Genomic DNA, 25,822 nt, shown 5'->3' on the forward strand with positions numbered 1-25,822 from the left:
ATTGATTCAAAAACTTTTTCCCTGGCGGGACGCCCTAGCCCTCAGGGTGGCGCAGCGAGGATGAAATCCACATGCGCCGGGATGCCGCCCGCTTCCCCGGAGACCTCGCGCACCAGCTTACCGCCGAGTGCGTGTTCCGCAGCCCGCTGCTCCATCGCAACGGCACGGGGATACTTCGCGAGGATGCTCCCGAGCGGATTGTGGAACTCCCGCAACACGATCCTGCCGCCCTCCGCATCATGAAGGCAGCGGGTGAAACAACCCTCCTGTGAGCGGATTTTCGCAAAAAGCTGCGCCCGGTACAACAGCGTGCTGCCCTTCGCCAACCGCGCTTTCCAGCCCTCCCCCTGATCCTGGAAATACTGGAAAAGCAGCCGGTCCGGCGAGTTCTCGCCGAACATTTTCTGGATCTGATCCAGCATCCCGAGGGTGAATTCCGCTGGGATCGCTGGAAACAGCGCATCGGCCTTTTCAGAAAGGCTGTAGAAAATCTCCGGCCTGCCGATCTCCGTCCGGGGCACCCGGGAGCGTTTGAGATATCCGAGTTTGGTCAGATCCTCGCAATGCTGCTTCACCGTCATGTAGCTGGTCCCCAGGCGGCGCGAAAGCTCGCTCACCGCCAGCCCGCCGGCCTCCTTGAGCTCGGTCAGGGTGGCCAGCCATTGCGGCTTCAGCATGTCGTGGAATGCGGGAAGGAACATCTGCTCGGGACATATCGTAGCCGGGGTTTTTTCCTTGTCCAGCGGGCGCATCGGGCGAGGCTTTCCCACAGTTTATGAAAATTCCGGCCTTCCTCCTGCCCTTGCTCGCGTCGATCTCAATCTCCCATGCCGCCGAGCGCCCGAACATCCTCTTCATCTTCACCGACGACCACGCGCTCCAGGCCATCTCCGCCTACGGCGGGCGTTTCCAGAAAATCGCCCCTACGCCCAACATCGACCGCCTCGCCGCCGAGGGCATGATTTTCGAAAACTCCTTCTGCGGAAACTCGATCTGCGGCCCCTCCCGCGCCTCCATCCTCACCGGCAAGCACAGCCACCTCAACGGCTACGTGGACAACGATTCCGGGCGCTTCGACGGCAGCCAGCAGACCTTTCCCAAGCTCCTCCAAAACGCCGGATACGAGACCGCCCTGATCGGGAAATGGCACCTCGTTTCCGACCCCACAGGCTTCGACCACTGGGAGATCCTCCCCGGACAGGGCAGCTATGTGAACCCTGATTTCATCCAGATGGACGGCTCCGTGAAACGCAGCGAGGGATACGTCACCGACATCGTGACCGACAAGACCATAGCCTGGCTCAAGAACCGCAAGGACAAGTCCAAGCCCTTCGTCCTGATGAGCCAGCAGAAGGCGCCGCACCGCAGCTGGGTGCCCGCACCGCGCCATTACACGCTCTTCGACGACATCGAGATGCCCGAGCCGGAAACCCTCTTCGACGACCATTCCGGCCGCATCGATGCGGTGAAAAACCAGCAGATGACCATCGCCAACCATTTCTTCTGGGGCTGGGACATGTTTCTCCATGGCGAACCCACCGACAAACGCTTCATGGGCGGCCTCGCAAACCAGGAATACGCCCGCATGACAGCCGCGCAGAAAGCCGGATTCGACGCCGCCTACGGCCCGGAGAACGATAAGCTCCTCGCCGCCCTGCCGACCATGACCGACGAGGAACTCACCCGCTGGAAATACCAGCGCTACATCAAGAACTACCTCCGCACCATCCGCGCCGTGGACGAGAACATCGGCCGCACCCTCGAATACCTGGAGGAATCCGGCCTCGCGGAAAACACCGTCGTCATCTACTCCTCCGACCAGGGTTTCTACCTCGGTGAGCACGGCTGGTACGACAAGCGCTGGATGTTCGAGGAATCCTTCAAGATGCCCTTCCTAATCCGCTGGCCCGGCGTCGCCAAGGCCGGGGTGAGGCCGGAGGCGATGATCCAGAACATCGACTACGCCCCCACCTTCCTCGAAATGGCCGGCGCGCCAATCCCGCCCGACATGCAGGGCAAAAGCATCGTCCCCATCCTCAAGGGCGAAGGCAAAACCCCCGAAGGCTGGCGCGACGCCGTCTTCTACCAATACTCCGGCGAGAACACCCACGCCGTCGCCCGCCACGATGGCGTCCGCGACTCCCGCCACAAGCTCATGCACTTCCCCGACACCGACGAGTGGATGCTCTTCGACCTGGAGAAGGACCCGCAGGAAATGAAAAACGTCTTCGCCGACCCCGCCTACGCCGCCGTGGTCGCGAAAATGAAATCCCTCTACGCGGATCTCAAGGAACAATACGGAGCCAACGCCTCCACCTTCCCCATGCACCGCATGAAGGAAGACTGGTGGAAGGAGCGCTGGGCGGCGAAAAACAAGGAAGCCAACACCAGGGAAGCGAAGGCCGCGCAGGTCGTTTTCCTCGGCGACTCCATCACCCAGGCTTGGGAAGAGAAGGGCAAGGATGCCTGGGACAAACACTTCGCGCCAATGGGCGCGCTCAACTGGGGCTACTCCGGAGACCGCACCGAGCACCTCATCTGGCGCCTCCAGAACGGCAACATCCAGCGCATCAATCCCAAGGCCGCCGTCATCCTCATCGGCACCAACAACACCGGCCATGAGAAACGCCCCGCCTCCGAAACCGTCGGAGCCATGAAGTCCGTCCTCGACGATCTCGCATGGAAATGGCCCGAGACGAAAATCGTCCTCATGTCCGTCTTCCCACGCGGAGCCAGCAAGGAAGATCCGCTGCGCATCATCAACGACGAGATCAACGAACAGGTCAAAGCCCTCGCCGACGGCAAGCGCGTCCACCTGTTAGACATCAACGCAAAATACCTCGATACCGAGGGCAACCTCAGCAAAGACAAGTTCCCCGACCTCCTCCACCTAAACCCCGCCGCCTACGACACCTGGGCCGGGGCATTGGCACCGATGCTCAAGGAACTGGGGCTCTGAACGGGCAGGTGCGTCCCCGCCCGATCTGAAAAGGTGGGGATCCCAAGCCAGCTCGATTTCATCGCAGGTTTCACGGAAACACGATACGCCTGGCAAAATCCCGTTGCTTTCCATGAAGATCGGGCTTGGTCTTCCGCCGGGACGCGGGCATTTTCTCACTGCAAAGCATGGACCTGGATATGACAGCTTGCAGGCGGGTGATGGTGACCGGTGGCTGCGGCTTCATCGGCGGGCACTTGGTGCGGGCCTTGCTTGCCGCGGGGAATGAGGTCCTGAACGTGGACAAGCTCACATACGCGGCCGATGCCGGGCTCATCGACGAATTCGCGGGGACGGGGCGGCACCAATTCTTCAAGGCGGACATCGCGGATGCGGATGCGATGCGGATGGCGATGGCTGATTTCCGGCCGGAATGGGTTTTCCACACGGCGGCGGAGAGCCACGTGGACCGCTCGATCGAAGGGCCGCTGGAATTCCTGCGGACAAATCTGCTGGGGACGGGGGCTTTGCTGGAGGCGGCTCGGAGGCAGCGCGTGAAAAATTTCCGCTTCATCCATATCTCCACGGACGAGGTCTATGGCAGCCTCGGGGAGGATGGGGCTTTCGATGAGGAAAGCGGATACGGGCCGCGCTCGCCCTATTCGGCAAGCAAGGCGGGGGCGGACCACCTGGTCCGGGCATGGCACGAAACCTACGGGCTGCCGGTGATCGTGACGCATTGCGGAAACAACTACGGCAGCGGCCAGTTCCCGGAAAAGCTGATACCGCTGGCAATTTCACGGGGCCTGGCGGGCGAGGGAATCCCGGTCTATGGGAGCGGCCGGCAAGTGCGGGACTGGGTGCATGTGGAGGATCACGTCGCGGCGCTCATCGCGGTGGCGGAGCGTGGCAGCATCGGGGAAACCTACTGCATCGGCGCCCGGGACGAGTGGCGCAACATCGATCTCGTGCAGGCGATCTGCGGAGCCCTCGACGAGCTCCGGCCGGATGCTTTCCCCGCCGGGCACGCCTCGCTCATCCGCCATGTGGACGACAGGCCGGGGCATGATTTCCGCTATGCCGTGGATCCGGGGAAAATCATGCGGGAACTGGGCTGGGGAGCACGGAAAAAACTGTCCGCCTGCCTGCCGGGACTTGTCCGCGCGGCGGCCGGCCCCTGAAGTCAGCGGGCCCTGATGGCGGCGACCGCGCGCTCTGCAAGCACCCTGATTTCCGGATCGGGATCCGAGGAGAGCTTTTCCAGGCCGGGCAGCTCCGCATCGGTGCCGACCTTGCCCAGCAGCCTCACCGCGGAGCGGCGCAGCGGCGCATCCTTGGAGCCAAGCTGGGCCAGCAGGCCGGGGATGATGCGTGCGCCGAACCTTGCGTAGTAGGTCTCCCAGTTGCCGGGGCTTTGGATCCAGATCTGGTTGATCGGCGGGATGGCGTCGTCCGCCCCTCCCCTTGACACCAGATCCACGAGGCTTTCGGAAACAATGCCGCCTGCGGCAAGGGAGCTGCGCAGCACCCCGAGCCCGGCTTCCGCCGCCGGGCCGGGCTCTTCCTGCCATACGAGAAGGGCTTTTGCGAGCTGGTCGTGGAAGCTGACGCCGGGCTTGCCGAGCAGATCGGTGAGTGAGCGGCTGATGTCCTTGCGGTAGATCGTCGGCTCCGCATCGGCAAGGCGCTCGACGGCGGCCTGGACGCGGTCGAGGTCGATGTTGCGCAGCTCGTATTGGTTGAGCTCGTAGAAGGCGGGATCCTTTTTGTCGTTGAGCTTCTCGGCGGAGCCGGCGGCGAAGTGCGAGTTGTCCACGCGAACCACGATCACGGCGATCTCCGGGAAAGTGCCCTCCACGGAACCGAGGCGGCCTGCGATCTCAGCCACCTTGGTGATGTCCATGGCCACATCGCTGAGGACCATGAGGTAGTTCCCGTCATCGCGCGGATAGGGATGGGAGGAAAGCGATGCCTCGGTTTCCCGTATGAGGAAATCCCTGGCTATGAACTTGTTCCTCGGCGTGAGGCCGGTGAGGAAGATCCCGAAGGCCTCTTTCCCGTCCGTGGCCTTGCGCATCCTTTCCTGCTCCGCCTCCAGGGGTTTCGTCCCATAGCGCTCACGCATTGCGAGGAGCGGATCCTCATCCTCCTCCTCGGTGCCGAACAACACATCCACATCGGCCGGCCTGAACTCGACGATGTTGTTCTGTGCGAGCGGCTGCCCCTTGAAGAAAAAAGGCAGGCAGACAACACCGGAGCCGAGCAGGACCCCGAAGGCGAAGGCCTTCACCCGCGCCTTGGGGTTTGCGTAAATGAGAAGGACGATGCCAAGCAGGGATGTGAAGCAGGCCACGATGAGCTTGTTTTCCAGCGGCATGACACTGAAAGCGCCCCCGGGATTCACCGCGAAGATGAGCATCAGCGCGATGATGGCCATCAGGGCGACCCCGAAGATGCCCGCGATGATGCGCTGCGGGGAGGCCGGCTCAAGCCGCTCCGGGGAGCTGAACTCCGCGTATCGCATCGTCGCCAAGCCCTCCGGTGCCGCTGCGGACAGCGGAACCCGCTGGAAATGGTTCAGATCCGTCCCGCTGCGCTCCCCGGGGTAGAATTTCTTCGAGCGCAGCACAACATCGTCATTGATGCGGAAACGGGTCTCGCAACCCCCGCACTCGACCATGCGATCCATCAGGTCGGCACCCACGAAAAAGCGCTGCCTGCAATTCGGGCAGCGTATCGTCAGGTTCTCACTGGTGTTTTTCGTGTCGGCCATGTGCCGCGGTAACTTGCCCGAGAGATCTTCCGAATGCAACCACACTTGCGAACGGGTTTTTACTTCGGATAAATTAATGATTGATGTTTCTTTGAAATCAAGCTAAGCCGACATCAATCAACTGAATTGCCATGGATACCTTATCGCTTGCACCCCTGCCATCCGAAACCACCGAGCAAAGCCGCAGCCTCCGGCGCAGTCGCGTAGAGGGCTTCATCGATGAGAATGTGGTTTCCCGGGTCATTGAGAGGGGAGCCTACGACAGGCATCCCGTGCAGCCCGAGGGGATGGCGCTTTCCTCCAGCGAGGACGACTACGCAGGCTGGGCGCTGCCGGTCACATCCCCTTTCCGGGAAATGACGGAGAGTCCATCCACCTCCCCGGCCGTGGTTCGCCTGCCCGGCATGCCGCGCCTCCGGAAAGACGCGGAGCCGGGGGTCGGCGCACCGTATGAGGGCGGGCACCGCTGGTGGCTCTTCGGCATGTCCGGGGCGCTGGCCTGCGGCATCATGGCACTTACATTCCTTGGCATCGCGCAGAGCAAAGGCAGGCCCGGCACGACCGGCATGAACTCCGCCCCGGCCTCCCCGACGAGCCGGGCTGTGGTTCCGGTTACAGCCATCGAGGGGCCGGTCATCTCCCCGGCGCTCACCACCATCCTGCCTGCGGACCGCTGAAGCCCGCCGGCCCGCCGCGAGCTGCCCCATGTGACAATTTTCGCTCGTCACCCCGCACCCGGCCATCCGAGACTGGCGCAGTGATCCACCCCACCGCCATCATTTCGCCGAAAGCCGAGCTCGGCAGGAACGTCCGTGTCGGCCCCTATTGCGTGATCGGCGCGAACGTCACCCTCGGCGATGACTGCGTGCTCCATTCGCACGTTGTGATCGAGGGCACATCCACCTTCGGGAAAGGCAACGAGTTCTTCCCTTTCGCCGTCGTCGGTGGGAAAACCCAGGATCTCAAATACATCGGCGAGCCCACCGCCCTGGAGGTAGGCGACCGGAACACCTTCCGCGAGAACTGCACGATCCACCGCGGCACCCACGCGGAGCTGCCCACCCGCATCGGCTCGGACAATCTCTTCCTCTGCTACTCCCACGTCGCCCACGACTGCCAGCTGGGCGACCACATCATCCTCTCCAACAACGGCAGCCTCGCCGGCCACGTCACCGTGGAGGATCATGCCATCGTCTCCGGCCTCGCCGCCGTCCACCAGTTCTGCCGCATCGGGAAACATTCCATCATCGGCGGACTCTCGAAGGTGGTGCAGGACATCCCGCCCTTCATGATCGTCGATGGCAACCCCGCCTCCACCCGCGGCCTCAACCTCATCGGCCTCCAGCGCCGCGGCTTCACCGAGGCCGACATCCGCGACCTGAAATCCGCCTACAAGCGCCTGTTCCTCAAAAAGGACATCAGCCTAGCCAACGGCGTCAGCTCCCTGAAAGCCACCGCCGCCGCTTCCAACCCCCACGTCGAGCACCTCATCCATTTCGTGGAGGAAACCCAGCGCGGGGTGACGCGGTGAGAGGGAAATGGGCCGATCGGAGATTCGGGTTGAGCCCGTCCGCCTGATCCCACATGCCATCAATCGCCGTAGTAAAACTCTGGGGATTTCGCAGTGTGTGCGCGAAAGGACCTGCCGTCCCACGCAAGATCCATGAGCCGCACCCCGTCTCCGCCACATGCTTCCGTCCCGTCGGGCTTTTTCCAAACCTTGTATGGCCCGGCCTGAAGAACAAGCGAACGCCTGCTGTGCCTGAAAAGCCAAAGGATATCGACACCCTCAGGTAGCGTTTCCTTCGTGACGTCCACCCATTTCCCGTCGCGATGGGCGTAAAAATAGGTTTGTCCCGGACGTGGCGGCATCGTGTCCGCCTGCGGCTTCGGCATGTGGCAGAAAACGATGTCTCCACCGCCCTTGATTGGAAAAACCTTCATGTAGAGCATGGAAGAGGCGAGGAACGGCGTCTCTCCATCGGAATAGAACCACAGGAAGCCGTTCTTGACGTCGAGGCGCGGGTTCGGTGGCCCGTCGGATCGGAGGTGAGACAGGAATATGGCACGCTGCGGGAACGGGATGTCAGCGACCGCTTCGGGGGGAAGTTCCATGACCGCACGTTCCAATACGCTGCTGCCGCCGGCATCCGCTTCCGATGCGCCTTGTGTGGGAGATCGGTTGGATGCGCAAGAGGACAGCATGAGGCACGTCACGAGAATCCGGATGGGAGAAAGGCGCATGATCGGTGGGCAACCCAATGCATTCATCATACAGGCCACGGATAGGAAGCATAAAAAAATCGCCGCCGCCTTGCGTAGGCATGCGTTCCCATTTATCAGGCTTGCAGCCGGTTTGGAAAAAAGCATGAAGATTTTCCCTCTCCTCATCCTGCTTCCATTCCTCCCGCTCTTGGTGCAGTGCGGGGATAAGGCCAAAAGCCAGAAGAAGGAGGAGGCACCCAAGCCCATGGAAACCGAACTCGCGGAGAAAAAACTGGAATCCGGCTCGCCCGTCTTCATCCGCGCCTTCAAGGAGGAGCGGGAGCTGGAGCTTTTCATCGAGGACAAGGCAACCGGGAAATTCGTGCTGTTCCGCACCTATCCCATCGCCGCCGCCAGCGGCACCCTCGGCCCCAAGCTCGCCGAGGGCGACCGCCAGGTGCCGGAGGGCTTCTATTTCTCCGGCGCGAAGGACATGAACCCTAACAGCTCCTTCCACCTCTCCTTCAATGTGAATTACCCCAACGCCTACGACCGCGCCCACGGCCGCACCGGCTCCTTCATCATGATCCATGGCAGCAAGGTCTCCATCGGCTGCCTCGCCATGACCGATGAGAAGATCGAGGAGATCTACGCTCTCTGCCAGGCGGCCCTCGACGCCGGGCAGCCCTTCTTCCGCATCCACATTTTCCCCTTCCGCATGACGGAGGAGCGCATGGCGCAAGCAGCCGGCAGCCCCCACCTCCCCTTCTGGAAAAACCTAAAAACCGGCTACGACCTCTTCGAGGAAACCCGCATCCCCCCAGAGGTAAGCGTCAACGACAAAACTTACATTTTCGAGCAGCCCGAGTCTTCCACTGATCACTGATCACTCGGCACTTTTCACTTCTTCCACCACCGCAATCACAGACCCAAACTGATTGCTCCCCTTGCCAAGATTTTCCCCAAACCTCATCTGGCTGATATCCCCATCCAGGAACAGCGCGTCCTTGCAGCCGAGGCTCAGGAACAGATCCGCGAAGCCATAAAGGTTCGGCCATTTCTCGCCCTTGGAATCCGAGATCGCGAACACCACCGTCCCATCTTCCGCAACTCCCACCCCGTTGCGCAGCAGCCGTGAGTCCGATCCCTTGTTGAAGGCCGGATGCACCTTCCCATTTTCCGAAAGCAAGGGCCCGGACTGCACCGCGTAGGAAACCTTCTCCCCCTGTGGCGGATATTTCGAGGTCTCCAAGACCCGCGCACCTTTTCCGGAGATCAGGAAAATCCCGTTCGGCTTCATGAAAAAATTCCCCGCGCCGTCCCTCGGATTCAGCGGGCGCAGCGGCTTCCCATCCTGCACCATCAGCCCGCTGGGGATGCGGCCCGGCTCGAAGATCCCGCCGTTCATCAGCATCAGCGGCTTCTCGCCCTTCCCCTCCAAATAGGCCTTCGCCGTCGGCAGATCGCCAAGTTGTTTCCCGGCGTCATCCTTCCAGAGCACCCGCACCTTCCCCGGCTCCGCCCTCCAGATGAAATACCGCACGCCATCGCGCATCACAGTCTCAGGTGCCGCGAAAAGCGCCGATATGAGGGCAAGCCAAACAAGCAACGGGCGTATCATCCGCAAGTCCTAGCGGAAACACCAATCCCCGTAAAGATCGGGCCTGCGGCTCAAAGAAATGCCTACCAGTCCGGGGGCTTTTCCCATAGTCAGTGTAGGTGCTCCCGGAAACAAACCCGCTCATCGCCGCCGCCACCGCACCCTTCGCAGACAACGCGGAGCAGCGCATGGCCGTAACCGGGATGCTCCGCGAAACAGCGGACCCGGCGCATCCGGACGCAGCGGCTGCCATCGTGCGCTGGGAGGAAATGGATGCCAGGAAGCACCCCGGCGCATGGAAGGTCATTCTATACGCACTCGCTGCAATTTCCCTGGCCGCCTTAGTCATTACCGGCATTTCTGCTTTCAAGACCATGAGGATGGTGAGGGCGCTCACCAGCTTCGCCCCCATCGGGGAGGGCATAAGTCCGGAGGGGCTCTCGGCTTCCGGAAAACTGCTTCTGGGAGACCCTTCGAAACCCCGCATCACCCAAAAGGAAGCGCTGCACAACAGCGATCCGGAACGTCCCGATTTCTATGCGGAATACGCGGATGCCTACTTCGAGTTTCATGACGCCTTCCCTGCGCACCATCTGCAAACGGTGGCACGAATCGACCCGGAAAATGCCTTTTTCCCCTACATCATGGCTGGGCGCCAGGGAGGGGATTCCATTGAAAAAGTCAAATCCCCGCCCTCGGGGCCTAGCCCGCCTCCACGCATGAGGGACGGGGTGCGGCTGAGGCCCATCCCCAAGGAGACGGTATGGAAAATCACCGATGAGGCGGAATTTGCGGAAGCGATGGAATGGATCGCCAAGGCCTCCGCCCTGCCCCGTTTCGATTCATACGAAACCGCGCTGGCGGAGAAAAGGGTGGGGCTCTTCGATCAGGAAACTTTTGTGGGACGCATGCAGGCCCTCACCTATTCCGCCAGCCAGACCAGCCAGGTGATCTCGCTCATGAAAGCGGCGAATTTGCTGCAGGCCAGCGCCTACCTTCACTCGGTGGATGGCGATGCCGAAGCGTTCCGCCGCGACCACGAGATGGCCGAGGCTTTGCTCGCGCATCTGGGCAAAAGCCCCCCGGGCACTCTCGTCGGAGAGTTGGTTTTCAATGCGATCGCCATCGCCACCACACAATCGCTCTACCACGGAGCCGTCCGACTTGGCATTTCAGACCTGGAGGAAAGCCTCGGGAAAAGGAAAGCCGCATTCCAGGAATACAGCGACCTCAAGGAGATCCGGCGCAACGACGCAACGACTCTGCTCATCGAAGCGGAAGGCTCCATGATGCACAGGCTGTCCTTGCCGCTGATAGGCCGACAGGTGGCGAATCCCCCCGTTCTCACTTCCAATGATTTGGCTCCAAGCCGCCTTGCGGAGCACGATTTCGCATCGGCGCTGGGCGTCTCAGCGCTCGCGGCCTCCGCGTTGGTATGCGGGCTTTGCGTGTTCCTCTTCCAATACCGCGCTCCGCGTGCAATCAGGGTTTTGTCCGACCGCTTCACCCAGCTCCTCAATGGCTGCGACTGGATCTGGATATTCGGGATCGGCGTTGTCCTGCCTTTCATGGTGACCTTTGCCATCAGCCTGCTCACGCCGCTGGGTGGCAGGGGCATGGGGCTCAGCCGGATGGGATTCCAGTTTCCCGCCATCCATTATACGATCCTGCTCCTGCTCATCCTGGGCGTAACCCCCATCCTGGTTCGCTGGCGGCTCGGGAAACGGAGCGGCGCATTCGGGATGGATTTCAGGATTGGAAAACCGGCATTCGTTTTCCCTGTCATGGGCATCGTGCTGGCACTAGCGGCCTATCCGTTGCTCGCCGGGAACATCCACAAAGGCCGCAACACCCTGATTCTGTTAGGTGCCCCGCTCCTGCTTTGGCAGCTTTCCATCGTCGTCACCGCCCTTCGCGCACTCTTCGGAAAGCAGGCCTCGCGCCTGCGCCGGGCGATCGTCGCACGCGTCATGCAGCCCGCATTCGCCCTTGCCCTGATCATCCCGGCGGTTGCGCTGCCGCTTTTCCTGGCATCCGCCGAAAAGCGCTTCACAGAGGATGACCTGACGAGGGTGGCCGCGCGCGGATTCAGCAGCTACGAGGCCGAGATCGCGAATCTGAAGCGCCAGGAGGTCAACACGATCCTCGGGATCGAAAACTGACGCCGCAAATGGTCCCGGGTGGAATCGAACCACCACCTACGGCTTCGGAGGCCATCGTCCTATCCATTGGACCACGGGACCTTGTGCTCGGCGTGAGGGGGGAGTGTGTAGGGTAGCGCACGGGCTTTGGCAAGGATAACCCCGCTGCCACGCAATCCCCCATGAAATCGCTTTTGAACCGGAAGACCCTTGCAAAAACGCAGGCATCCCGGAGAAAATCATCCATGAAACTCCCGCTACGGATATTTTCCGACCTGCACCTCGGGCACCGCGCATCGCGAATCGGCGATGTCGAGTCCCTCCGCCCGCTGTTCCGCGGCGCGGGCACGGTGCTTTTCAACGGCGACACCTGGGAAGAGCTTTCCCCCCAATGGCGCGAACATTCCGGACAGTTGCTCGCCCGGCTCCGGCTCATCCTGGCCGAAGAAGCTTGCGACGCCGTCTTCCTCCCGGGAAACCACGATCCCGGTTGGGACGGGGTCGGCTTCATGGAGCTCGCCGGCGGGAGAATCATCATCACCCATGGCGATGCCTTGCTCCGCGACGGAGCGCCATGGAAACGCGAGATGCTCGCCGGTCGCTCCGTGGTGGATGCGCTCTGGGCAAGCCATCCCGCCGCCGCCACCGATCCCGCCGCCCGCCACGAGCTTGCCCGGGCGATCTCCAAAAGCCTGCCCAATCTTTCCCACCCCCAGGGACGCAGCCTGTTCGCCCGCGCTCTCGATGCCGCATTCCCGCCGCAGCGCGCGATCGCGATGCTACACGCTTGGATCACCCAGGGAAAACTCGGCGCGCTTTTCTGCGAGCGCTATTTCCCCGCCGCGGAGATGCTCGTCGTCGGCCATTTCCACTGCCGCGGGATCCGGCAATCGCGGGGCCGGACTGTGATCAACACCGGCTCCTTCGTTGTCCCAGGCCCCGCCGGATGGGTGGAGTGGGATGGGATAAAAATATGTTCCGGACGCATCCGGGAACGCGGCGTGCAGGGAACCCTTATGGAACCTGCCGAATTCCGCCGAAAATTTATTTAGGAAACATGAAATTTAAGACTTGCAAAATTTAAACCGGGGCATTTACTCAACCTTTAAAATTTTGGGTCGCTTTTGTCGCGGGCGGGTGCTATACTCACCCCGCTATGGCAACAACCACAAAAAGAACCCGGTTCTCCCGGAGGCTTCCAGACCACGTGACCGATGAACTCTGCAACGTCCTTTCCGAAAAGAAAGTGTTCGGATTCAATGACCTATTCGAAAGGGTTTTCGAAAACCTGAAGCAGCGCAACGCAGTGAGCGGCGGGGAGGAAATGCTCCGCCTCCGTTCCTACGAGAAACTGCAGAACCTGGTCAACAGGGGTCTCGTCGAGAAGCTCGGCAAGGAATACAAGGGCACCGCCCGGGTTCATGAAGCGTCCAGCGCATACGCCGCGGCCCAGGAGGCCGATGCGGAGGCCTGAACGCCCCAATGACATTTCCTGACAAACCCGCGCCATTCGCATGGCGCGGGTTTTTTTCTGTCCAAGCCGCAGCCGAGCCCCTACGAAAGCTGGCGCAGCCACCACCGTTCCCCAGCCATGCCAGAAAACTACCTCCCCGTGCTCCTGCAGGTGCTCATCGCCCTCGGCTTCGCGGTCACCACCCTAGCCCTCAGCGTCGTCTTCGGCCGCTCCGCGCGCCGCAACGCCACCAAGGACACCGCCTACGAGTGCGGCATGATCCCCATCGGCGAGGGCGCACCCCGCTTCTCCGTCAAGTTCTACCTCGTGGCCATGCTCTTCGTCATCTTCGACATCGAGGTGGTCTTCATGTATCCCTGGGCCGTGCAGTTCCGCGACCTTTCCGCGCATCACGGTGCCACCGCACTCACCAGCATGGCGGGCTTCGCAGGCATCCTCGCCATCGCCTACGTCTATGCCCTCAAAAAGGGCGCGCTCAACTGGAAGAGCTGACCCCGGACCCCCCTTCGGAAACATGATCCACCACGTCATCTACCTCCAGCTCAACGATCCCTCGGACCACGGGGCGCTGGAGCAAATGGTTAGGGCGGCGCGAACATGGTTGCTGAAAATCCCGGAGGTGCTATCCGTGAAGTCCGGCCGCAACCTCGATCCCGAGTCCCAGTGGCAGTTTTTCTACTCCTACGAGGTGGAGTCCATGGAAAAGCTCGGCCTGGTGAGGGAGGATGCATTCCACCTGAAGTTCATCCAGCAGTTCATCAAGCCGCACACCAACAACCAGTTCGGGTTGGTCTTCGAGCTCGATCCGTCCCGCGACCTGAAATATTCGTAGCGCCTGATCTGCCGGAAATTGGTACGATCCGCGCTTGAAATGCATCCCGGTTGCGAACAGGTTGCGCTGCCGGCCAACCCCGGCATCTCAGAGAAATGGTCTCCCCGCTCCAGTTACCAGACGACGCACCCTTCACACCCGAGCAAAGGCAATGGCTCGGCTCATACATCGCCCAGCTGCTTGCGCAGGCTTCCGGCGCTCCGCAACCCCCCGGCCCGGCCGTGCCGGTCACGGTGCTTTTCGGCTCCCAGACGGGCACTGCGGAAGGGTTGGCCAAGAAACTCGTCAAGACCCTGAAAAAAGGCAATTTCGAGCCGAACATCCAGGACATGGCCGCCTACGACAGGGACAACCTGGCCAAGGAGAAAAACCTCCTCGTAATCACCTCAACGTACGGAGACGGGGAGCCACCGGACTCCGCCCTCGGGTTCCACACATGGCTTATGAGCGAAGCTGCGCCGAGCCTCGCTGGCGTCAATTTCTCCGTGCTCTCCCTGGGCGACAGCTCCTATCCGGATTTCTGCCAGTGCGGGATCGAGTTCGACACCCGCCTGGAGGCTCTCGGCGCAAACCGCATCCTCGCCCGCGTCGATGTCGATGTCGATCCGGACGAGCCATACGCGGTCTGGTCCAAGGCTGTCATCGCCATCCTCGCACCCGATGCCGTTGCCGTTGCATCCAACGGTGTGGCCGCCGACGAGACCGAGGAGGGCGGCTATTCCAAGAAAAAACCTTTCCCTTCCCCCGTCCTGAAAAATTACAACCTCAACCGCCCGGGTGCGAAGCAGACGAACCATGTCGAGCTTTCCCTCGAGGGCTCCGGCCTCGGCTATGAGGTGGGTGATGCCCTAGGCGTTTTCCCGGAAAACCCGGAGAGCGTGGTCGATGAAATCATTGCGGCACTCCCGTTCCGCGCCGGCGACGTGCCAACCTCCACCGGCGAGGAAGTCCCTCTCCGCGAGGCGCTCATCCGCCACTACGACATCGGCAACATCAACAAGTCCCTGATCGGCAAATGGCAAAAACGTAGCGGCTCGCCCTTCCTGCGTGCCCTTGTCGAGGCGGACGACAAGGCGGCCTACGAAAGTTTCTGCTGGGGCCGGGATCTCATCGACCTCGTCATCGACCACCCGGCGGATTTCACAGACGGCGAGGATTTCGTCTCCGTCCTGAAAAAGCTCCAGCCGCGGCTTTATTCGATCGCCTCCAGCCCGAAGGCGCATCCGGGCGAGGTGCATCTCTGCGTCGGCATCGTCCGCTACAACAGCCATGGGCGGCAGCGCGGCGGGATCTGCTCCACCTATCTCTCGGACCGGCCTCAGGACAGTTCCAAGCCCGGGGTTTTCGTGCACCGCAACAATGCCTTCCGCCTCCCTGCCGATGGCGCTGTGCCCGTCATCATGGTCGGACCGGGGACCGGCATCGCACCCTTCCGGGCCTTCCTGGAGGAGCGCAAGGCCATCGGTGCGAAGGGCAGGAACTGGCTGTTTTTCGGAAACCCCCACAAGAGCAGCGATTTCCTCTACGAGGACGAGATGGAGGCCTACGCGAAGGACGGCACGCTCAGCCGCATGGACCTTGCATGGTCTCGCGACCAGGATACCAAGGTCTACGTCCAGGATCTCATGCTCAAGGAAGGTGCGGAGATCTGGAAATGGTTCCAGGAGGGCGCGGCCTTCTATGTATGCGGGGATGCCTCGCGCATGGCCAAGGATGTCGATGCGGCGCTGCTCACCATCGCAAGGGAACACGGGGAGCTCTCCGATGAGGATGCCGCCGCCTTCATCGCGCAGCTCAAGAAGGACAAGCGCTACCTCAGGGACGTGTACTAAGGGGCGGCGTGCGAGCCGGGTGTTCGGCGTGGCAGCGGGTTCCCGGGTGCCTTGGATCACGGCACAGTCACATCCACGTGGCAGGGATAGGCGAATTCCGGATCGCCGAACTGCATGATGCTCTCGCAAAGGATGGAAAGCTGGGGATTGGGGACGACGGAGCTGACCTCCTTGCCGTTGACGGTGATGCTGACGGGCTTGGAGAGATCGAGGAGGGATTCGTGGAGCCAGATGCGGAGCTTGAGGCCGCCGGCTGGGGCCGTCGGGCCGGAATCCTCAAGGGCTTTCTGCCAATCCGCGGACTGGACTTTCTCGTCTCCGACAGTCGCCCCGGCGGCGATCGCCACGCTGTTCTTGCCCTTGTCGATGATCCCATCCAGATGGATCACTTTCTTATCGAGGTCGCTGGTGGCCTGCAGCCAGTAGGCTCCCCTGTTCTTGACCCCATCGTGCTGGAAGAGCGTGTAGGTGACGCGGTCGGGATGGGGCTTGCGGGTGTGCCGGACCATCCACGCCGGGCCGGGAGCGTAGTCGATGCCGTGGCCACGGCCTTTGTGGACTTCGAGGTGATTCACGTAGCCGCCGGGATCCTTTTCACGCAGTTCCTCCAGGAGTTTGTGCTTGGCGATGGCGTTGGGGATGCGGCCGAACATCGTGTCGTTCTCGCCGGTGTCGGTGCGGAAGGGCAGGTTGCGGATGTTTTCCACATGGATGGATGTGCCGGAACCGCAGGCCATGCCATTGGCGGCGGCGAGATAGTCGGGATACCGGCAGGCGAGGGCCTCTGTGCCATAGCCGCCTTCGGAAATGCCGAGCATGTAAACGCGGTTCGGATCAACATCCCAGAAAAGGATGGCGTGGCGCACCATGGCGCTGAAGGCCTTGTGGTTGAATTCCTTCCACCAGCGGCCCTGGTTGTCGTTCACCATGCGGGGCACGAAGTAGGTGGCATCGGTGGGGTAGGTCTTGATCGCGAGGCCGATCTGGGCATTCCACTCCCGTGTGTTCACGGGCCAGGCGTGGGGGGTGGGTAATTTGTCCCCGGTGCTGCCGCCGCCGTGCATGGCGATGACCAGCGGCCAGCCCTTGGCTGGCTTTTCTCCTTTGCGGAGGACGACATAGGGCATGTCAAGACCCTCAGAGATGTGATATTTCCCGGGCTTCAGTTTGATCTCGCCGCCTTCCTTGGGGAGCTGGAATGGGGGGGTGAAATGATTTTCGAAACCCGCAGCGGTGGCCGCCGCCTTGTAGGCCGCGAAAGCCTCATCCCTGCGCTTTGCGATTTCCGCAACGGGGATCCCCGAATCCTCCAACGGCGCGTCGTCCCCCTTGATGGCGGCACCGAACCAGGATTCGAGCGGCATGGCCCCTTGTGCGGGGACACAAAGGCACAGCAAGAGCAGGGACTTCCTCAAGGATGGCGGATTCATGCTTTCAACATACCCGGCTCGGGACACGTTTCGTTCACGGCGCGTGCCCTCAAGGCACCGGCTCCTTCTCCGCCGGGTAATAGTCGGACCAAAGCGGCGCGAACGGGGTCTTGCTCTTGGGGAGGATCATGTCCTCCATGCTTTTCCCCTCCCAAACCTCCCACCACTTGGCTTCCTTCTCGGCTGTCGCCATGACGAGGCCAGCCGCGTGGCGGTCATCGGTCACGATGCCCGGCCCGGAAATGACCAGTGCGTATCCCTCGATGTCGCTTTCCTTCGGCTTGTCTTCGCCGGTCAGGCGCTCGAGCGTGTCCGGATCGATGTAGGCGCTGAGATGAACCTTATTGCCCTTGGTGCGGATGTTCCTGAACGTCGCCTTCCCCGTCAGTCGCACCGGCTTGCCGCTGTGCTTGTCCTTGATGACGGCGAACCACCTGGTCTCAAGCTCGGGGATGAAGCCCGAGGGATCCTTGGTCTCCACCTCGATCTCCGCCTCGATCTCGATCCAGTATCGACTGTCCTGATCCTTCGCGCGAGGCCCGCTTACCGAGAACCTTGGGGTCAGCTGGGTCTGCCCCTCAAGATCCAAGATCTTCGCCCGGTGGGCGTGTTCCTGGGCATGTGCCCCCGCAGCAATTGCCAGGGCGAGAAAAATCATGGCGGGAGTTTTCATGGTGTTTGGCTGTCTTGGGATTCGACGTATCCGGGGAAACGCCCATTCAAGTCACCTGACCTGATAGCACCATGACTTCGGGTAGGCAACGCCCGTTATGCATCCCATCGCCGGGCGACTTCCGGATAAGCCTACCATCGCCCTGCATCAGGGTTGGATGCCATTCCATGAACGGCGGCGACCGAAGATCGCCGCCACTCTCACTCCTGAGGCACGTGGGGCTCGAAGGTCATCGAGCGCTCATGCTCGCGGGCTTTGGCGGCGCGGCGGGATTGCTGGTAGAAGTGCTCCTGGGCGCGGAAAGGTTTTTCGCCTTTGGCGGGGGTGATTTTCTGGGAGCTGCCATCGGGGAGGATGCGGTATGCGTTCTGGTTGTCCTGGAAGTAGGTCTCGAGGATGCGGACCAGGCGGCGCTTGATGGTTTTCTCCTCGATCGGGATCATCAGCTCGACGCGCTTCTCGAGATTGCGCGTCATCCAGTCGGCGGAGGCGATGAAGACCTGGGGGTCGCCGCCCTGGTGGAAGTAGAAAAGGCGGGCGTGCTCAAGGAAACGATCGATGACGGAGACCACCTCTATGTTCTTGGAGAATGGTTTTCCGGGGACGAGGCAGCAGATCCCGCGGACGTTGAGCTGGATCTTCACGCCGGCCTTGGAGGCGGTGTAGAGGGCGGCGATGATGTCGGGATCCTGGAGAGAGTTTGTCTTCGCGATGATCCTGGCGGGAAGGCCCTGCTTGGCGCGCTCCGCCTCGCCGGCGATGAGGTCCAACAGGCGCGGCTTCATCGCGGAGGGCGCGGGGATGAGGCGCTGGAAGCGGAGGAGCTTTGAGCGGCCGGTGACGGCGTTGAACAGGAGCGATGCGTCGTTGCCGTACTCCGCCTTGCAGGTGAGGTAGGAGATGTCCGTGTAGAGGCGGGAGGTGGTCTCGTTGTAGTTCCCGGTGCCGAGGTGGACGTAGCGGCGGATATGGCCGGACTCGCGGCGCAGGACGAGGCAGATCTTCGCGTGGGTCTTGAGGTTTTTCACCCCGTAGACGATCTGGGCGCCGGCGCGCTGGAGCTCGTCGGCGCGGTTCAGGTTGCGCGCCTCGTCGAAGCGGGCCTTGAGCTCTACGAGGACGGTGACGTGCTTGCCGTTTTCCGCGGCCTTGATCAGGGCGTCGATGATGCGCGACTGGCGGGCGGTGCGGTAGAGGATCTGCTTGATGGCGATGACATCCGGATCGGCGGCGGCCTCTTCCAGCAAACGGATGACGGGATCGAAGGATTCGTAGGGATGGAAAAGCATCACGTCGCCGGCGGCGATGGTCTCGAACATGGAGGCACCCGGGGTGATGGACGGCGAGCTCTGCGCGGGCCAATCCTCGTCCCGGAGGTGGTCGTAATCCGGCAGGAAGGCCATTTCCATGAACGAGGCCAGCCCCAGCGGGCCGGCGTGGGCGAAGATTTCCTGGGTGCCGGAGGAGGTGACGGTGCGGATCATGCGCGAGAGGTCGCGGGGGGCGTCCGAGCGGATCTCAAGGCGGACCGTATCTGCGAAACGGCGGGAAATGAGGACATCCTCCATTTCATCGGCGAGGTCGGTGGCATCCTCTTCCTGGACGGCGATGTCGCCGTTGCGGGTGACGCGGAAGGCGGTGGTGGCGGTGATGTTCTCGCCTGGGAAAAGGCGGTCCGCGTGGGTCGCGACAAGATCCTCGATGAGGATGAAGGCGTTGGTTTCGTCATCGGTCTGGACGGCGATGCGGCGCGGCAGGTTTTCGTGGATGGGGATGAGGACGTGGCGGGTGGATTTGTCCGCAGGATCGACCAAGCGGCAGGCGAGCACGATATGCAGCGCCGGGACGGCGGGCGGGGTGCCGTTTTCATCCACGGCCAGCGGCGTGAGCAGCGGGGAGATGTTGTCCTCGAAGGCGATGGCCGTCTGGGCGCGCTGGGAATCGGTGAGCTGCGAGGGCGAGAGGAGCACGATGCCCTTCGCGGCGAGGGCGGGGATGAGCGTGTGGTTGAGAAGGTCGTATTGGTCCGCGTTCATTTTCAGCACGCGCTCGCGGATCGCGGCGAGGTTGCGCGTCGGGGTGTGGCCGGAGTTGTCCCGGGTTTTCCGGCCGCTGCGCCGCATCAGCATCAGCGATCCGACGCGGACCTGGAAAAACTCGTCGAGGTTCGATGCGGAGATGGCGAGGAACTTGAGGCGCTCTAACAGGGGCAGGCTTTCGCGCTGCGCCTGTTCGAGGACGCGCTGGTTGAATTCGAGCCAGGAGAGTTCGCGGTTGTTGTATTCGGGCATGGGGAAATCGGGTTTCTAGATGTCTTCCTCGATGACCACGGCGAGGCCGAAGACCTGCTCGAAGAGATCGGCCTTGGAGTCCATGGCGAGGCGCTCGATGGCGGCGTCCTCCAGGCCGGGGAGACGGATGCGGAGCTTGTCGGCGGTGCGGGAGATCTCGATCTTGGAAATGCGCTGGGCGTGGGTGCGCTCCAGGGCATCGGCAACGCGGAGGATGGCCGCGAGCTTGCAGACGCGGATGCGGTCATCGACGGAGAGCGCGGCGTAGGAAGGGTGGTCGAGCCTGGGGCCGGAGTGGCGGTGGTAGCGGGAGACGAGCGCGACGATGGTGACATCGAGCCGGTCGAGACCGAAGATCTCCGAGTTCAGGATGATGTATTCCGAGTGCTTGTGGTGGGCGCGGGGGCTGACGTAGGTGCCGACCTCGTGGAGGATGGCCGAGACCTGCAGGAGCAGGGCATCGTGGGCGGTGAGCTTGTGGAGATCCTGGAGGTTCTTGAGGAAATGCTCGCAGAGTTTCCCGACGTGTTCGCCGTGGCCGGGATCCGATTGGTAGCGCTCGGCGAGGATGCGGGCGGAGCGCAGCACTTCCGCTGCGAACGAGCCGCTCAATTCCCGGGAGGCGAGGAGATCGTGGAGCAGGCCTTGCTCGTATTCCGAGGTGGGGATGTGGACTTCCTTCAGGTTCAGTGTTTCCGCGATGGCGAGGTTGATCTCAAGTGCGGGGACAAGCGCCTCGGCCGTCTGGTAGTCGAGCTGGAAGCGCTTCACCGCCTCAAGGTCGCTTAGGATCGCCGTTTCCGAGGTGAATTTCCTGAGTTGTTTCAACGAGCAGGCCTCGTTGTTTTTCGTGAGCGACGAGGCAACGGATTGGATCTCATAGCCGATGAGGATCATGCCGTCGATGGTGACATCGGAGAAATCGAAACGCAACTGGCCGAGGTTGCCGGACGCGTGTTCGCGGATGACGCGCAGCAACGAGGGACCCTCCGCGTGGGAGGCCTCGACGGCCTCGCGGGTGCGGTGGGTGCCCATGCGGTAGCTGGTGTAGCGGGTGATGAGCCCTTCCTGGAAAAGCAGCGCGCGGGTGTTGCCGGGGCCGACGTGGACCACGAGCGCGGTGCGTTGGCTCATGGCCGGGAGGTGCTGGATGCGGCGGCGGGTCTTGAGGTAGATCAGGCGGGTCATCTCGCCGTCGTCGATCATGGAGACCGGCAGGCCGCAGGCGATGCGGATGCGGTTGAGGACGGCCTCATGGTTGGCCGCCTCGTGGAGGACGTTGGTGGCGACGGCGCGGGTGAGGTTGTGGGGGTCGAGGCCGAGCTCGGAAAGCGTTTGCTGGTAGCCGCGGATGATGGAGACGATGCGCTCGGTGGTGGCGTTCGAGACCACGGTCCCGCCGAATACGTCCTGTGCGAGAGGCGCCGGTTGCTCCAGGAAATCGATGGGTGAGAGGTTCCCCTTTTCGTCTCGCTCGGCGATGATGATGGACACCGAACTCGCGCCGATGTGGAGGGCGGTGAGGATGGTGGCCGGATCTGCGGGGATGATGTTCCTTTTCTTCCGTGCGGCAACCATGGCGCTATCTCAGGTGCAATGGTCTCTTTTTACAATGCGGAAAACGAGTGGCATGAGTCCGGGCTTGTCAGGGCCAGTTGTGGAAGCGATAAGGGGCGATGCCAGTCAGAGGAGCCTTGGAAAAATATTTGGTCGAGCCCGGAAGCAAGGTCGATCTGGGCAAGATCGACTCGGACGAGCGGGAGCTGTTCGGGAAAGGCGGCAAGGAGGAGAGCTACGCAGCCTTCGACAAGCTGCAGGATGAGCTGCAGCTGCTCCAGAAAATGCTCTATGCGCAGAACAAGCACCGCATCCTGGTGGTCATGCAGGCGATGGACACCGGCGGCAAGGACGGCTGCATCAAGCACGTTTTCTCCCGCATCGATCCGCAGGGCATCCACGTGCGGTCTTTCAAGAAGCCGTCCGAGGAGGAGCTGGCGCACGATTTCCTGTGGCGTGTCCACGACAAGGTGCCGCGCAACGGGCAGCTGGTGATTTTCAACCGCAGCCACTACGAGGACATCATCGCGGTGAAGGTGAAGAAGCTTTTCCCGGAAAAGGTTTGGAAGCAGCGCTTCCGCCACGTCGTGGAATTCGAGCGGATGCTGGCCGAGGAGGGCACGACGATCGTGAAGATCTATCTCCACATCTCCAAGGACGAGCAGAAGGCCCGTCTCGAATCGCGCCTGGAGAACCCGGACAAGCACTGGAAATTCAACCCCGACGACCTCAAGGACCGCGCACTATGGTGCGAGTTCATGGAGACCTACGAGGAGATCATAGGCAAAACCTCCACGCAACATGCGCCTTGGTATGTCGTCCCGGCGAACCGGAAATGGTACCGGAACCTAGTCGTCGCAAGGATCATGGTCGACACGCTAAAGAAGCTGAAAATGGATTTCCCCCCGATAAGCTGGGATCCCTCAAGCATGGTCGTGGAGGACTGAAAGCCCTATGAAAACGTGGATCGTCACCCTGGCGCTGCTATCCCACGCCCAAGCTCAGGTGATCCTTTTGCCGGAGGGAATCAGGGGGGACTACGCCGCCGTGGCCGAGGCAAACCCCTCGCTCAGTCTCGTCGGCTATTCCGACGGGAAGGATGCCTTGGGAAAAATCGCCGCAGCTGAGGGTTACATCGGCTCGCCCAACGAGGCGCTGATGAATGCCGGCGCGAAGCTCAGGTGGGTGCACATCTTTTCCGCAGGGATAGACAGATATGCCGATCTCCCGAAGCTCAGGGACGACTCGGTTGCCATCACCAGCCTCAAGATCGACCAGGGGCCGGAGATCGCGGACCATGCCTTCGCGCTGCTGCTGGGGCTGACGCGGAACATGGCCGCCTTCCAACGGGCGCAGGAATCAGGGGAGTGGAAACGGGGCGCGGGCGGGCTGCCCATGACCGAGCTGCGCGGCAAGAACATGCTCGTCATCGGATACGGTGGGATCGGCGTGCAGGTGGCGGAGCGCAGCCACGCCTTCGGCATGGACGTGTATGCGATCAACCCGGGCGACATCCCGCTGACCGGCACCCTCAGGGGCAGCGGCAAGCCGGACGAGCTCGATGAATTCCTCGCCGCGGCAGATGTGGTCGTGAGCTGCGTGCCGGAGACCCCTCAGACAATAGGCATGATCTCTGCGGCTCAATTCGCGAAGATGAAGCCCGGCGCGTATCTCATCAACGTCTCGCGCGGCAAGGTCGTGGACACCGCCGCGCTGGTCAAAGCGCTGGATGGCAAAAAAATCGCCGGAGCCGGGCTGGATGTTACCGATCCCGAGCCACTCCCCAAGGATCATCCGCTCTGGAAGATGAAGAACGTGATCATCACACCGCACGTCGCCGGAATCTCGGAGGCAAAGGCGGATCGGCAGAAAGCCTTGATTTCCAGCAATCTGGAGCGTTTCTCGAAAGGGCTTCCACTGAAGAACGCGGTCTCCGGGCGGAAGGGATATTGAGCGAGCCGCCCTGAATATCAGCAAAAATAGATTTTTAAAAAATCTTGTGGATACACGCGATCGCGTGTATCCGTGTGTGTCCCATGAACACTCACCCTGTCCCCGAGTTCCGGGCCGTGCCAAGCAAGCCGACTCTCCGGTTCCTCACCGGCCCTATCCGGCTGGTCACCGCCCGGTTCAACCGCCGCAACGCAGTCTGCCTCATCGCGCTGAGCGTTCCCGCCCTGCTGGTGACCGCACTGCTCACCCTACCGGCGTTCCTTTTCCCCTCGCCACGGCACAACGAATACTTCGAGTTCGCCCAACAGCTCGACCGGGGCGGCGAAAGCTGGCTGGCGGTCGGCCTATCCGCCTGCTGCTGTTTCGTCTGCTTTGCCGTTCCCTGCGACAGCTCGCGCGTGATCACCCGCAAGCGCAAGGATTGAGAATCCTTCGCGTTGCGCGTCAACCGCCCTTCGGGTGGGCGATGAAGGATTTGAAGGTCAGCTTCCTGAGCTTGGCCTCCATATTCTTTTGCATGGCCACGAGGGCGTCATGGAGCGGACAGGGATCGCCCGTTCCGCACCAGCCCGGGCCAAAGGGGCAACCGCTGGTGTCACGGTGGCCTTCGAAAACTTCCACGATCTGGTGGAGGGTGACTTTCCCCGGATCCATCGCGAGCCGGTAGCCGCCCCCGGGGCCGCGGGTGCCGACCACAAATCCCTTCTGGGAAAGCCGCGTGAGGATCTTGGCGACGAGGGCTTGGGAGAAATTGCGGCTGGCAGCGATCTCGGCGGAGCTCAGGGTGAGCCCCTGCCCGTGGACTTCCGCAAGTGCGCTTACCGCTGCGACGGCGCAACCGCTCATTTTTCCGTATCCGAACATGGTGGGTTGCGGCTCAACATGGCTGCGGTGGGACTGGGCACAATCAAGAAATCTCGTTCTTGATCTCGGCCCTGCGCCGGTTTCATCCGGGGGAGTTGAGTTCGCGGCGGATTTTCCAGGCCCAGAAAGCGAGGGCAGCGATCCACATCAGCGCGGCGTGGATGAGGTGTGAGACGCGCACAGCCGGGATGAACTCCGCGCTGAGGCGGGTGGCGGCGGTGAAAACAACGAGAAACCATAGGGCATGACACCAGCGCAGCGGCGAGGCGAGGCGGTCATGGCGTCCGTTGTGGCCGAGGATGACGCGGGTGGCTGCGGCCAGCATGAGCAGGCCGCAGCCACCGATGAACATGAGGTGCAACATGCCCGTGCGCTGCGGCAGGAACCATGCGGCAAGCAGCCATCCGGCGGCGGCGCACGGGACGAAACAACGTACGGCAAAGCCGAGGCCGTTCGATCTGCCGCATGCGAAGAGCCCGGGGACGGAGAGGGCGAGGTGGAGGGTGACGGTGGCGGCGCGGAGCATCATGCCGGCGGCGGGGATGCCCCATGCTTCGAGGGCGAAGCTGGCGATGAGCAGCAGGCCGGCGGCGAGGGATTCCAGAAAGGGGCGGTGCCAGCCGGCGGGGATCGTGAGGCTTTCCTCGAAGGAATGCAGGGAGCTTTTCCCGAAGAAGCGGGGCAGGAGATAGGGGGCGACCCCGAGTATGGGCAGCCAGAGAAAACCCTGGAAATGAAGCAGGCGCAGGAATTGGTTTACTGGAAATGTAGTAGTTATCCCGAGACCGGAAGCGAGCGCGGCGGTGGCGGCCCCGGCGAGACCCAGGATCGCGAGCGGGAGGCCGGGGGGAGGGACATCCCGGCGGGCTGTGAAAAACCGTCCGAGCAGGCTCGCGAGCAAGCCGATGAGCCAGGCGGAGGAGAGAATGTCTGCGGCAGGGATGCGGTCCAGGGAAAGCGCGGCCATCACCGATAGCGCGAGGGCGAGGTAGAGCAAAAGCTCGTCGCGGCGGAAAGGGCGGGTGCCGATCCATCGCGGGCCGGCTGTGCCGAGAAAGCCGGTGATGAAGCAGCCGCCAAGCCCGATGACCATCCATCGGCTGTGCGCCTCCAGCGGATAGTAGCCGATCCATCCCGCAAAAACGGCAGGCCAGAGCATCACGCCGATGGCGGAGGCGAGCAGCCCGAGCGGGAAAAAGATGCGGAAGGGTTCTGCGGCGGGGCGGCTGAACCACGCCGCTGCGGGATGCGTCACGGCG

The 25,822-nt window shown here is 62.2% G+C and carries 24 protein-coding genes and 1 tRNA gene; 14 read left to right on the forward strand and 11 right to left on the reverse strand.

Going from position 1 to position 25,822, the window contains the following annotated elements; genetic code table 11:
- Positions 1-41: 41 nt before the first annotated feature.
- Complete coding sequence (locus HZ994_10575) at positions 42-752, reverse strand: MarR family transcriptional regulator (GenBank protein QTN32758.1); 711 nt, start codon at positions 750-752, stop codon at positions 42-44.
- A gap of 23 nt (positions 753-775) precedes the next feature.
- Here HZ994_10575 and HZ994_10580 point away from each other — a divergent pair, with 23 nt between their 5' ends.
- Positions 776-2,959, forward strand: coding sequence for a sulfatase-like hydrolase/transferase (locus tag HZ994_10580; GenBank protein ID QTN32759.1), 2,184 nt, complete (start codon positions 776-778; stop codon positions 2,957-2,959).
- A gap of 179 nt (positions 2,960-3,138) precedes the next feature.
- Positions 3,139-4,119, forward strand: coding sequence for a dTDP-glucose 4,6-dehydratase (rfbB, locus tag HZ994_10585; protein QTN34370.1), 981 nt, complete (start codon positions 3,139-3,141; stop codon positions 4,117-4,119).
- Positions 4,120-4,121: 2 nt separating this feature from the next.
- Here rfbB and HZ994_10590 read toward each other — a convergent pair whose 3' ends face one another.
- Positions 4,122-5,711: a hypothetical protein gene (locus HZ994_10590; GenBank protein ID QTN32760.1), complete on the reverse strand. Its 1,590-nt coding sequence runs from the start codon at positions 5,709-5,711 to the stop codon at positions 4,122-4,124.
- Positions 5,712-5,842: 131 nt separating this feature from the next.
- On the opposite strand from HZ994_10590, the gene HZ994_10595 reads away from it, so the two are divergent.
- Complete coding sequence (locus HZ994_10595; protein QTN32761.1) at positions 5,843-6,388, forward strand: hypothetical protein; 546 nt, start codon at positions 5,843-5,845, stop codon at positions 6,386-6,388.
- An 80-nt stretch (positions 6,389-6,468) separates the two neighbouring features.
- On the forward strand, positions 6,469-7,242 hold the full coding sequence (lpxA, locus tag HZ994_10600; GenBank protein QTN32762.1) for an acyl-ACP--UDP-N-acetylglucosamine O-acyltransferase: 774 nt from the start codon (positions 6,469-6,471) through the stop codon (positions 7,240-7,242).
- Between the two features lie 59 nt (positions 7,243-7,301).
- Here lpxA and HZ994_10605 read toward each other — a convergent pair whose 3' ends face one another.
- Complete coding sequence (locus HZ994_10605) at positions 7,302-7,826, reverse strand: hypothetical protein (protein QTN32763.1); 525 nt, start codon at positions 7,824-7,826, stop codon at positions 7,302-7,304.
- Positions 7,827-8,079: 253 nt separating this feature from the next.
- Between HZ994_10605 and HZ994_10610 the strand changes: the two genes are divergently transcribed.
- On the forward strand, positions 8,080-8,802 hold the full coding sequence (locus HZ994_10610; protein QTN32764.1) for a murein L,D-transpeptidase: 723 nt from the start codon (positions 8,080-8,082) through the stop codon (positions 8,800-8,802).
- Here HZ994_10610 and HZ994_10615 read toward each other — a convergent pair whose 3' ends face one another.
- Positions 8,803-9,537 (reverse strand): phosphodiester glycosidase family protein, encoded by a 735-nt coding sequence (locus HZ994_10615; GenBank protein QTN32765.1) that lies wholly within the window; start codon positions 9,535-9,537, stop codon positions 8,803-8,805.
- Positions 9,538-9,635: 98 nt separating this feature from the next.
- On the opposite strand from HZ994_10615, the gene HZ994_10620 reads away from it, so the two are divergent.
- A complete protein-coding gene (locus tag HZ994_10620; GenBank protein QTN32766.1) occupies positions 9,636-11,678 on the forward strand; it encodes a hypothetical protein in 2,043 nt (680 codons plus the stop codon).
- Positions 11,679-11,687: 9 nt separating this feature from the next.
- Here HZ994_10620 and HZ994_10625 read toward each other — a convergent pair.
- Positions 11,688-11,759: transfer RNA gene (locus HZ994_10625), tRNA-Arg, on the reverse strand.
- A 143-nt stretch (positions 11,760-11,902) separates the two neighbouring features.
- On the opposite strand from HZ994_10625, the gene HZ994_10630 reads away from it, so the two are divergent.
- From HZ994_10630 to HZ994_10650, 5 genes are all read left to right on the forward strand, one after another.
- Complete coding sequence (locus tag HZ994_10630; protein QTN32767.1) at positions 11,903-12,709, forward strand: metallophosphoesterase family protein; 807 nt, start codon at positions 11,903-11,905, stop codon at positions 12,707-12,709.
- 155 nt (positions 12,710-12,864) lie between these two features.
- On the forward strand, positions 12,865-13,131 hold the full coding sequence (locus HZ994_10635; protein ID QTN32768.1) for a hypothetical protein: 267 nt from the start codon (positions 12,865-12,867) through the stop codon (positions 13,129-13,131).
- Positions 13,132-13,248: 117 nt separating this feature from the next.
- A complete protein-coding gene (locus tag HZ994_10640; protein QTN32769.1) occupies positions 13,249-13,623 on the forward strand; it encodes an NADH-quinone oxidoreductase subunit A in 375 nt (124 codons plus the stop codon).
- Positions 13,624-13,645: 22 nt separating this feature from the next.
- Entirely contained in the window at positions 13,646-13,963 is a 318-nt protein-coding gene (locus tag HZ994_10645) for a Dabb family protein (GenBank protein ID QTN32770.1), read from the forward strand.
- 95 nt (positions 13,964-14,058) lie between these two features.
- On the forward strand, positions 14,059-15,795 hold the full coding sequence (locus tag HZ994_10650) for a flavodoxin domain-containing protein (protein QTN32771.1): 1,737 nt from the start codon (positions 14,059-14,061) through the stop codon (positions 15,793-15,795).
- 56 nt (positions 15,796-15,851) lie between these two features.
- Here HZ994_10650 and HZ994_10655 read toward each other — a convergent pair whose 3' ends face one another.
- The 4 genes from HZ994_10655 to HZ994_10670 form a co-directional block, all read right to left on the reverse strand.
- Positions 15,852-17,159 (reverse strand): hypothetical protein, encoded by a 1,308-nt coding sequence (locus tag HZ994_10655; GenBank protein QTN32772.1) that lies wholly within the window; start codon positions 17,157-17,159, stop codon positions 15,852-15,854.
- 115 nt (positions 17,160-17,274) lie between these two features.
- Complete coding sequence (locus tag HZ994_10660; GenBank protein QTN32773.1) at positions 17,275-17,898, reverse strand: hypothetical protein; 624 nt, start codon at positions 17,896-17,898, stop codon at positions 17,275-17,277.
- A gap of 200 nt (positions 17,899-18,098) precedes the next feature.
- Positions 18,099-20,189: a polyphosphate kinase 1 gene (ppk1, locus tag HZ994_10665; protein QTN32774.1), complete on the reverse strand. Its 2,091-nt coding sequence runs from the start codon at positions 20,187-20,189 to the stop codon at positions 18,099-18,101.
- Positions 20,190-20,204: 15 nt separating this feature from the next.
- Positions 20,205-21,767, reverse strand: coding sequence for an HD domain-containing protein (locus HZ994_10670; protein QTN32775.1), 1,563 nt, complete (start codon positions 21,765-21,767; stop codon positions 20,205-20,207).
- A gap of 98 nt (positions 21,768-21,865) precedes the next feature.
- Between HZ994_10670 and HZ994_10675 the strand changes: the two genes are divergently transcribed.
- The 3 genes from HZ994_10675 (at position 21,866) to HZ994_10685 (ending at position 24,124) form a co-directional block, all read left to right on the forward strand.
- Positions 21,866-22,693 carry a polyphosphate kinase 2 family protein gene (locus tag HZ994_10675; protein ID QTN32776.1) on the forward strand — a complete coding sequence of 276 codons (828 nt, stop codon included), beginning with the start codon at positions 21,866-21,868 and terminating at the stop codon, positions 22,691-22,693.
- A gap of 7 nt (positions 22,694-22,700) precedes the next feature.
- Positions 22,701-23,699, forward strand: coding sequence for a D-2-hydroxyacid dehydrogenase (locus HZ994_10680; protein QTN32777.1), 999 nt, complete (start codon positions 22,701-22,703; stop codon positions 23,697-23,699).
- Positions 23,700-23,782: 83 nt separating this feature from the next.
- Positions 23,783-24,124 carry a hypothetical protein gene (locus HZ994_10685; protein ID QTN32778.1) on the forward strand — a complete coding sequence of 114 codons (342 nt, stop codon included), beginning with the start codon at positions 23,783-23,785 and terminating at the stop codon, positions 24,122-24,124.
- Positions 24,125-24,143: 19 nt separating this feature from the next.
- On the opposite strand, the gene HZ994_10690 is transcribed toward HZ994_10685, so the two are convergent.
- Both HZ994_10690 and HZ994_10695 read right to left on the reverse strand, forming a co-directional pair.
- Positions 24,144-24,563: an Rrf2 family transcriptional regulator gene (locus HZ994_10690; protein QTN32779.1), complete on the reverse strand. Its 420-nt coding sequence runs from the start codon at positions 24,561-24,563 to the stop codon at positions 24,144-24,146.
- A gap of 82 nt (positions 24,564-24,645) precedes the next feature.
- Positions 24,646-25,818: an NnrS family protein gene (locus HZ994_10695; GenBank protein ID QTN32780.1), complete on the reverse strand. Its 1,173-nt coding sequence runs from the start codon at positions 25,816-25,818 to the stop codon at positions 24,646-24,648.
- Positions 25,819-25,822: the final 4 nt, after the last annotated feature.

It is taken from the genome of Akkermansiaceae bacterium, assembly GCA_017798145.1.
Classification (GTDB): domain Bacteria; phylum Verrucomicrobiota; class Verrucomicrobiia; order Verrucomicrobiales; family Akkermansiaceae; genus Luteolibacter.

Bases quoted from the DNA above. Each gene is read 5' to 3' on its own strand.
- HZ994_10655 (QTN32772.1), bottom strand. From the start codon at position 17,159: ATGCCGCTCGAATCCTGGTTCGGTGCCGCCATCAAGGGGGACGACGCG.
- HZ994_10675 (QTN32776.1), top strand. From the start codon at position 21,866: ATGCCAGTCAGAGGAGCCTTGGAAAAATATTTGGTCGAGCCCGGAAGC.
- HZ994_10640 (QTN32769.1), top strand. From the start codon at position 13,249: ATGCCAGAAAACTACCTCCCCGTGCTCCTGCAGGTGCTCATCGCCCTC.
- HZ994_10690 (QTN32779.1), bottom strand. From the start codon at position 24,563: ATGTTCGGATACGGAAAAATGAGCGGTTGCGCCGTCGCAGCGGTAAGC.
- HZ994_10660 (QTN32773.1), bottom strand. From the start codon at position 17,898: ATGAAAACTCCCGCCATGATTTTTCTCGCCCTGGCAATTGCTGCGGGG.
- HZ994_10685 (QTN32778.1), top strand. From the start codon at position 23,783: ATGAACACTCACCCTGTCCCCGAGTTCCGGGCCGTGCCAAGCAAGCCG.
- HZ994_10670 (QTN32775.1), bottom strand. From the start codon at position 21,767: ATGGTTGCCGCACGGAAGAAAAGGAACATCATCCCCGCAGATCCGGCC.
- HZ994_10680 (QTN32777.1), top strand. From the start codon at position 22,701: ATGAAAACGTGGATCGTCACCCTGGCGCTGCTATCCCACGCCCAAGCT.
- HZ994_10590 (QTN32760.1), bottom strand. From the start codon at position 5,711: ATGGCCGACACGAAAAACACCAGTGAGAACCTGACGATACGCTGCCCG.
- HZ994_10615 (QTN32765.1), bottom strand. From the start codon at position 9,537: ATGATACGCCCGTTGCTTGTTTGGCTTGCCCTCATATCGGCGCTTTTC.
- HZ994_10580 (QTN32759.1), top strand. From the start codon at position 776: ATGAAAATTCCGGCCTTCCTCCTGCCCTTGCTCGCGTCGATCTCAATC.
- HZ994_10575 (QTN32758.1), bottom strand. From the start codon at position 752: ATGCGCCCGCTGGACAAGGAAAAAACCCCGGCTACGATATGTCCCGAG.
- ppk1 (QTN32774.1), bottom strand. From the start codon at position 20,189: ATGCCCGAATACAACAACCGCGAACTCTCCTGGCTCGAATTCAACCAG.
- HZ994_10630 (QTN32767.1), top strand. From the start codon at position 11,903: ATGAAACTCCCGCTACGGATATTTTCCGACCTGCACCTCGGGCACCGC.
- HZ994_10605 (QTN32763.1), bottom strand. From the start codon at position 7,826: ATGGAACTTCCCCCCGAAGCGGTCGCTGACATCCCGTTCCCGCAGCGT.
- HZ994_10595 (QTN32761.1), top strand. From the start codon at position 5,843: ATGGATACCTTATCGCTTGCACCCCTGCCATCCGAAACCACCGAGCAA.
- HZ994_10610 (QTN32764.1), top strand. From the start codon at position 8,080: ATGAAGATTTTCCCTCTCCTCATCCTGCTTCCATTCCTCCCGCTCTTG.
- HZ994_10650 (QTN32771.1), top strand. From the start codon at position 14,059: ATGGTCTCCCCGCTCCAGTTACCAGACGACGCACCCTTCACACCCGAG.
- HZ994_10645 (QTN32770.1), top strand. From the start codon at position 13,646: ATGATCCACCACGTCATCTACCTCCAGCTCAACGATCCCTCGGACCAC.
- rfbB (QTN34370.1), top strand. From the start codon at position 3,139: ATGACAGCTTGCAGGCGGGTGATGGTGACCGGTGGCTGCGGCTTCATC.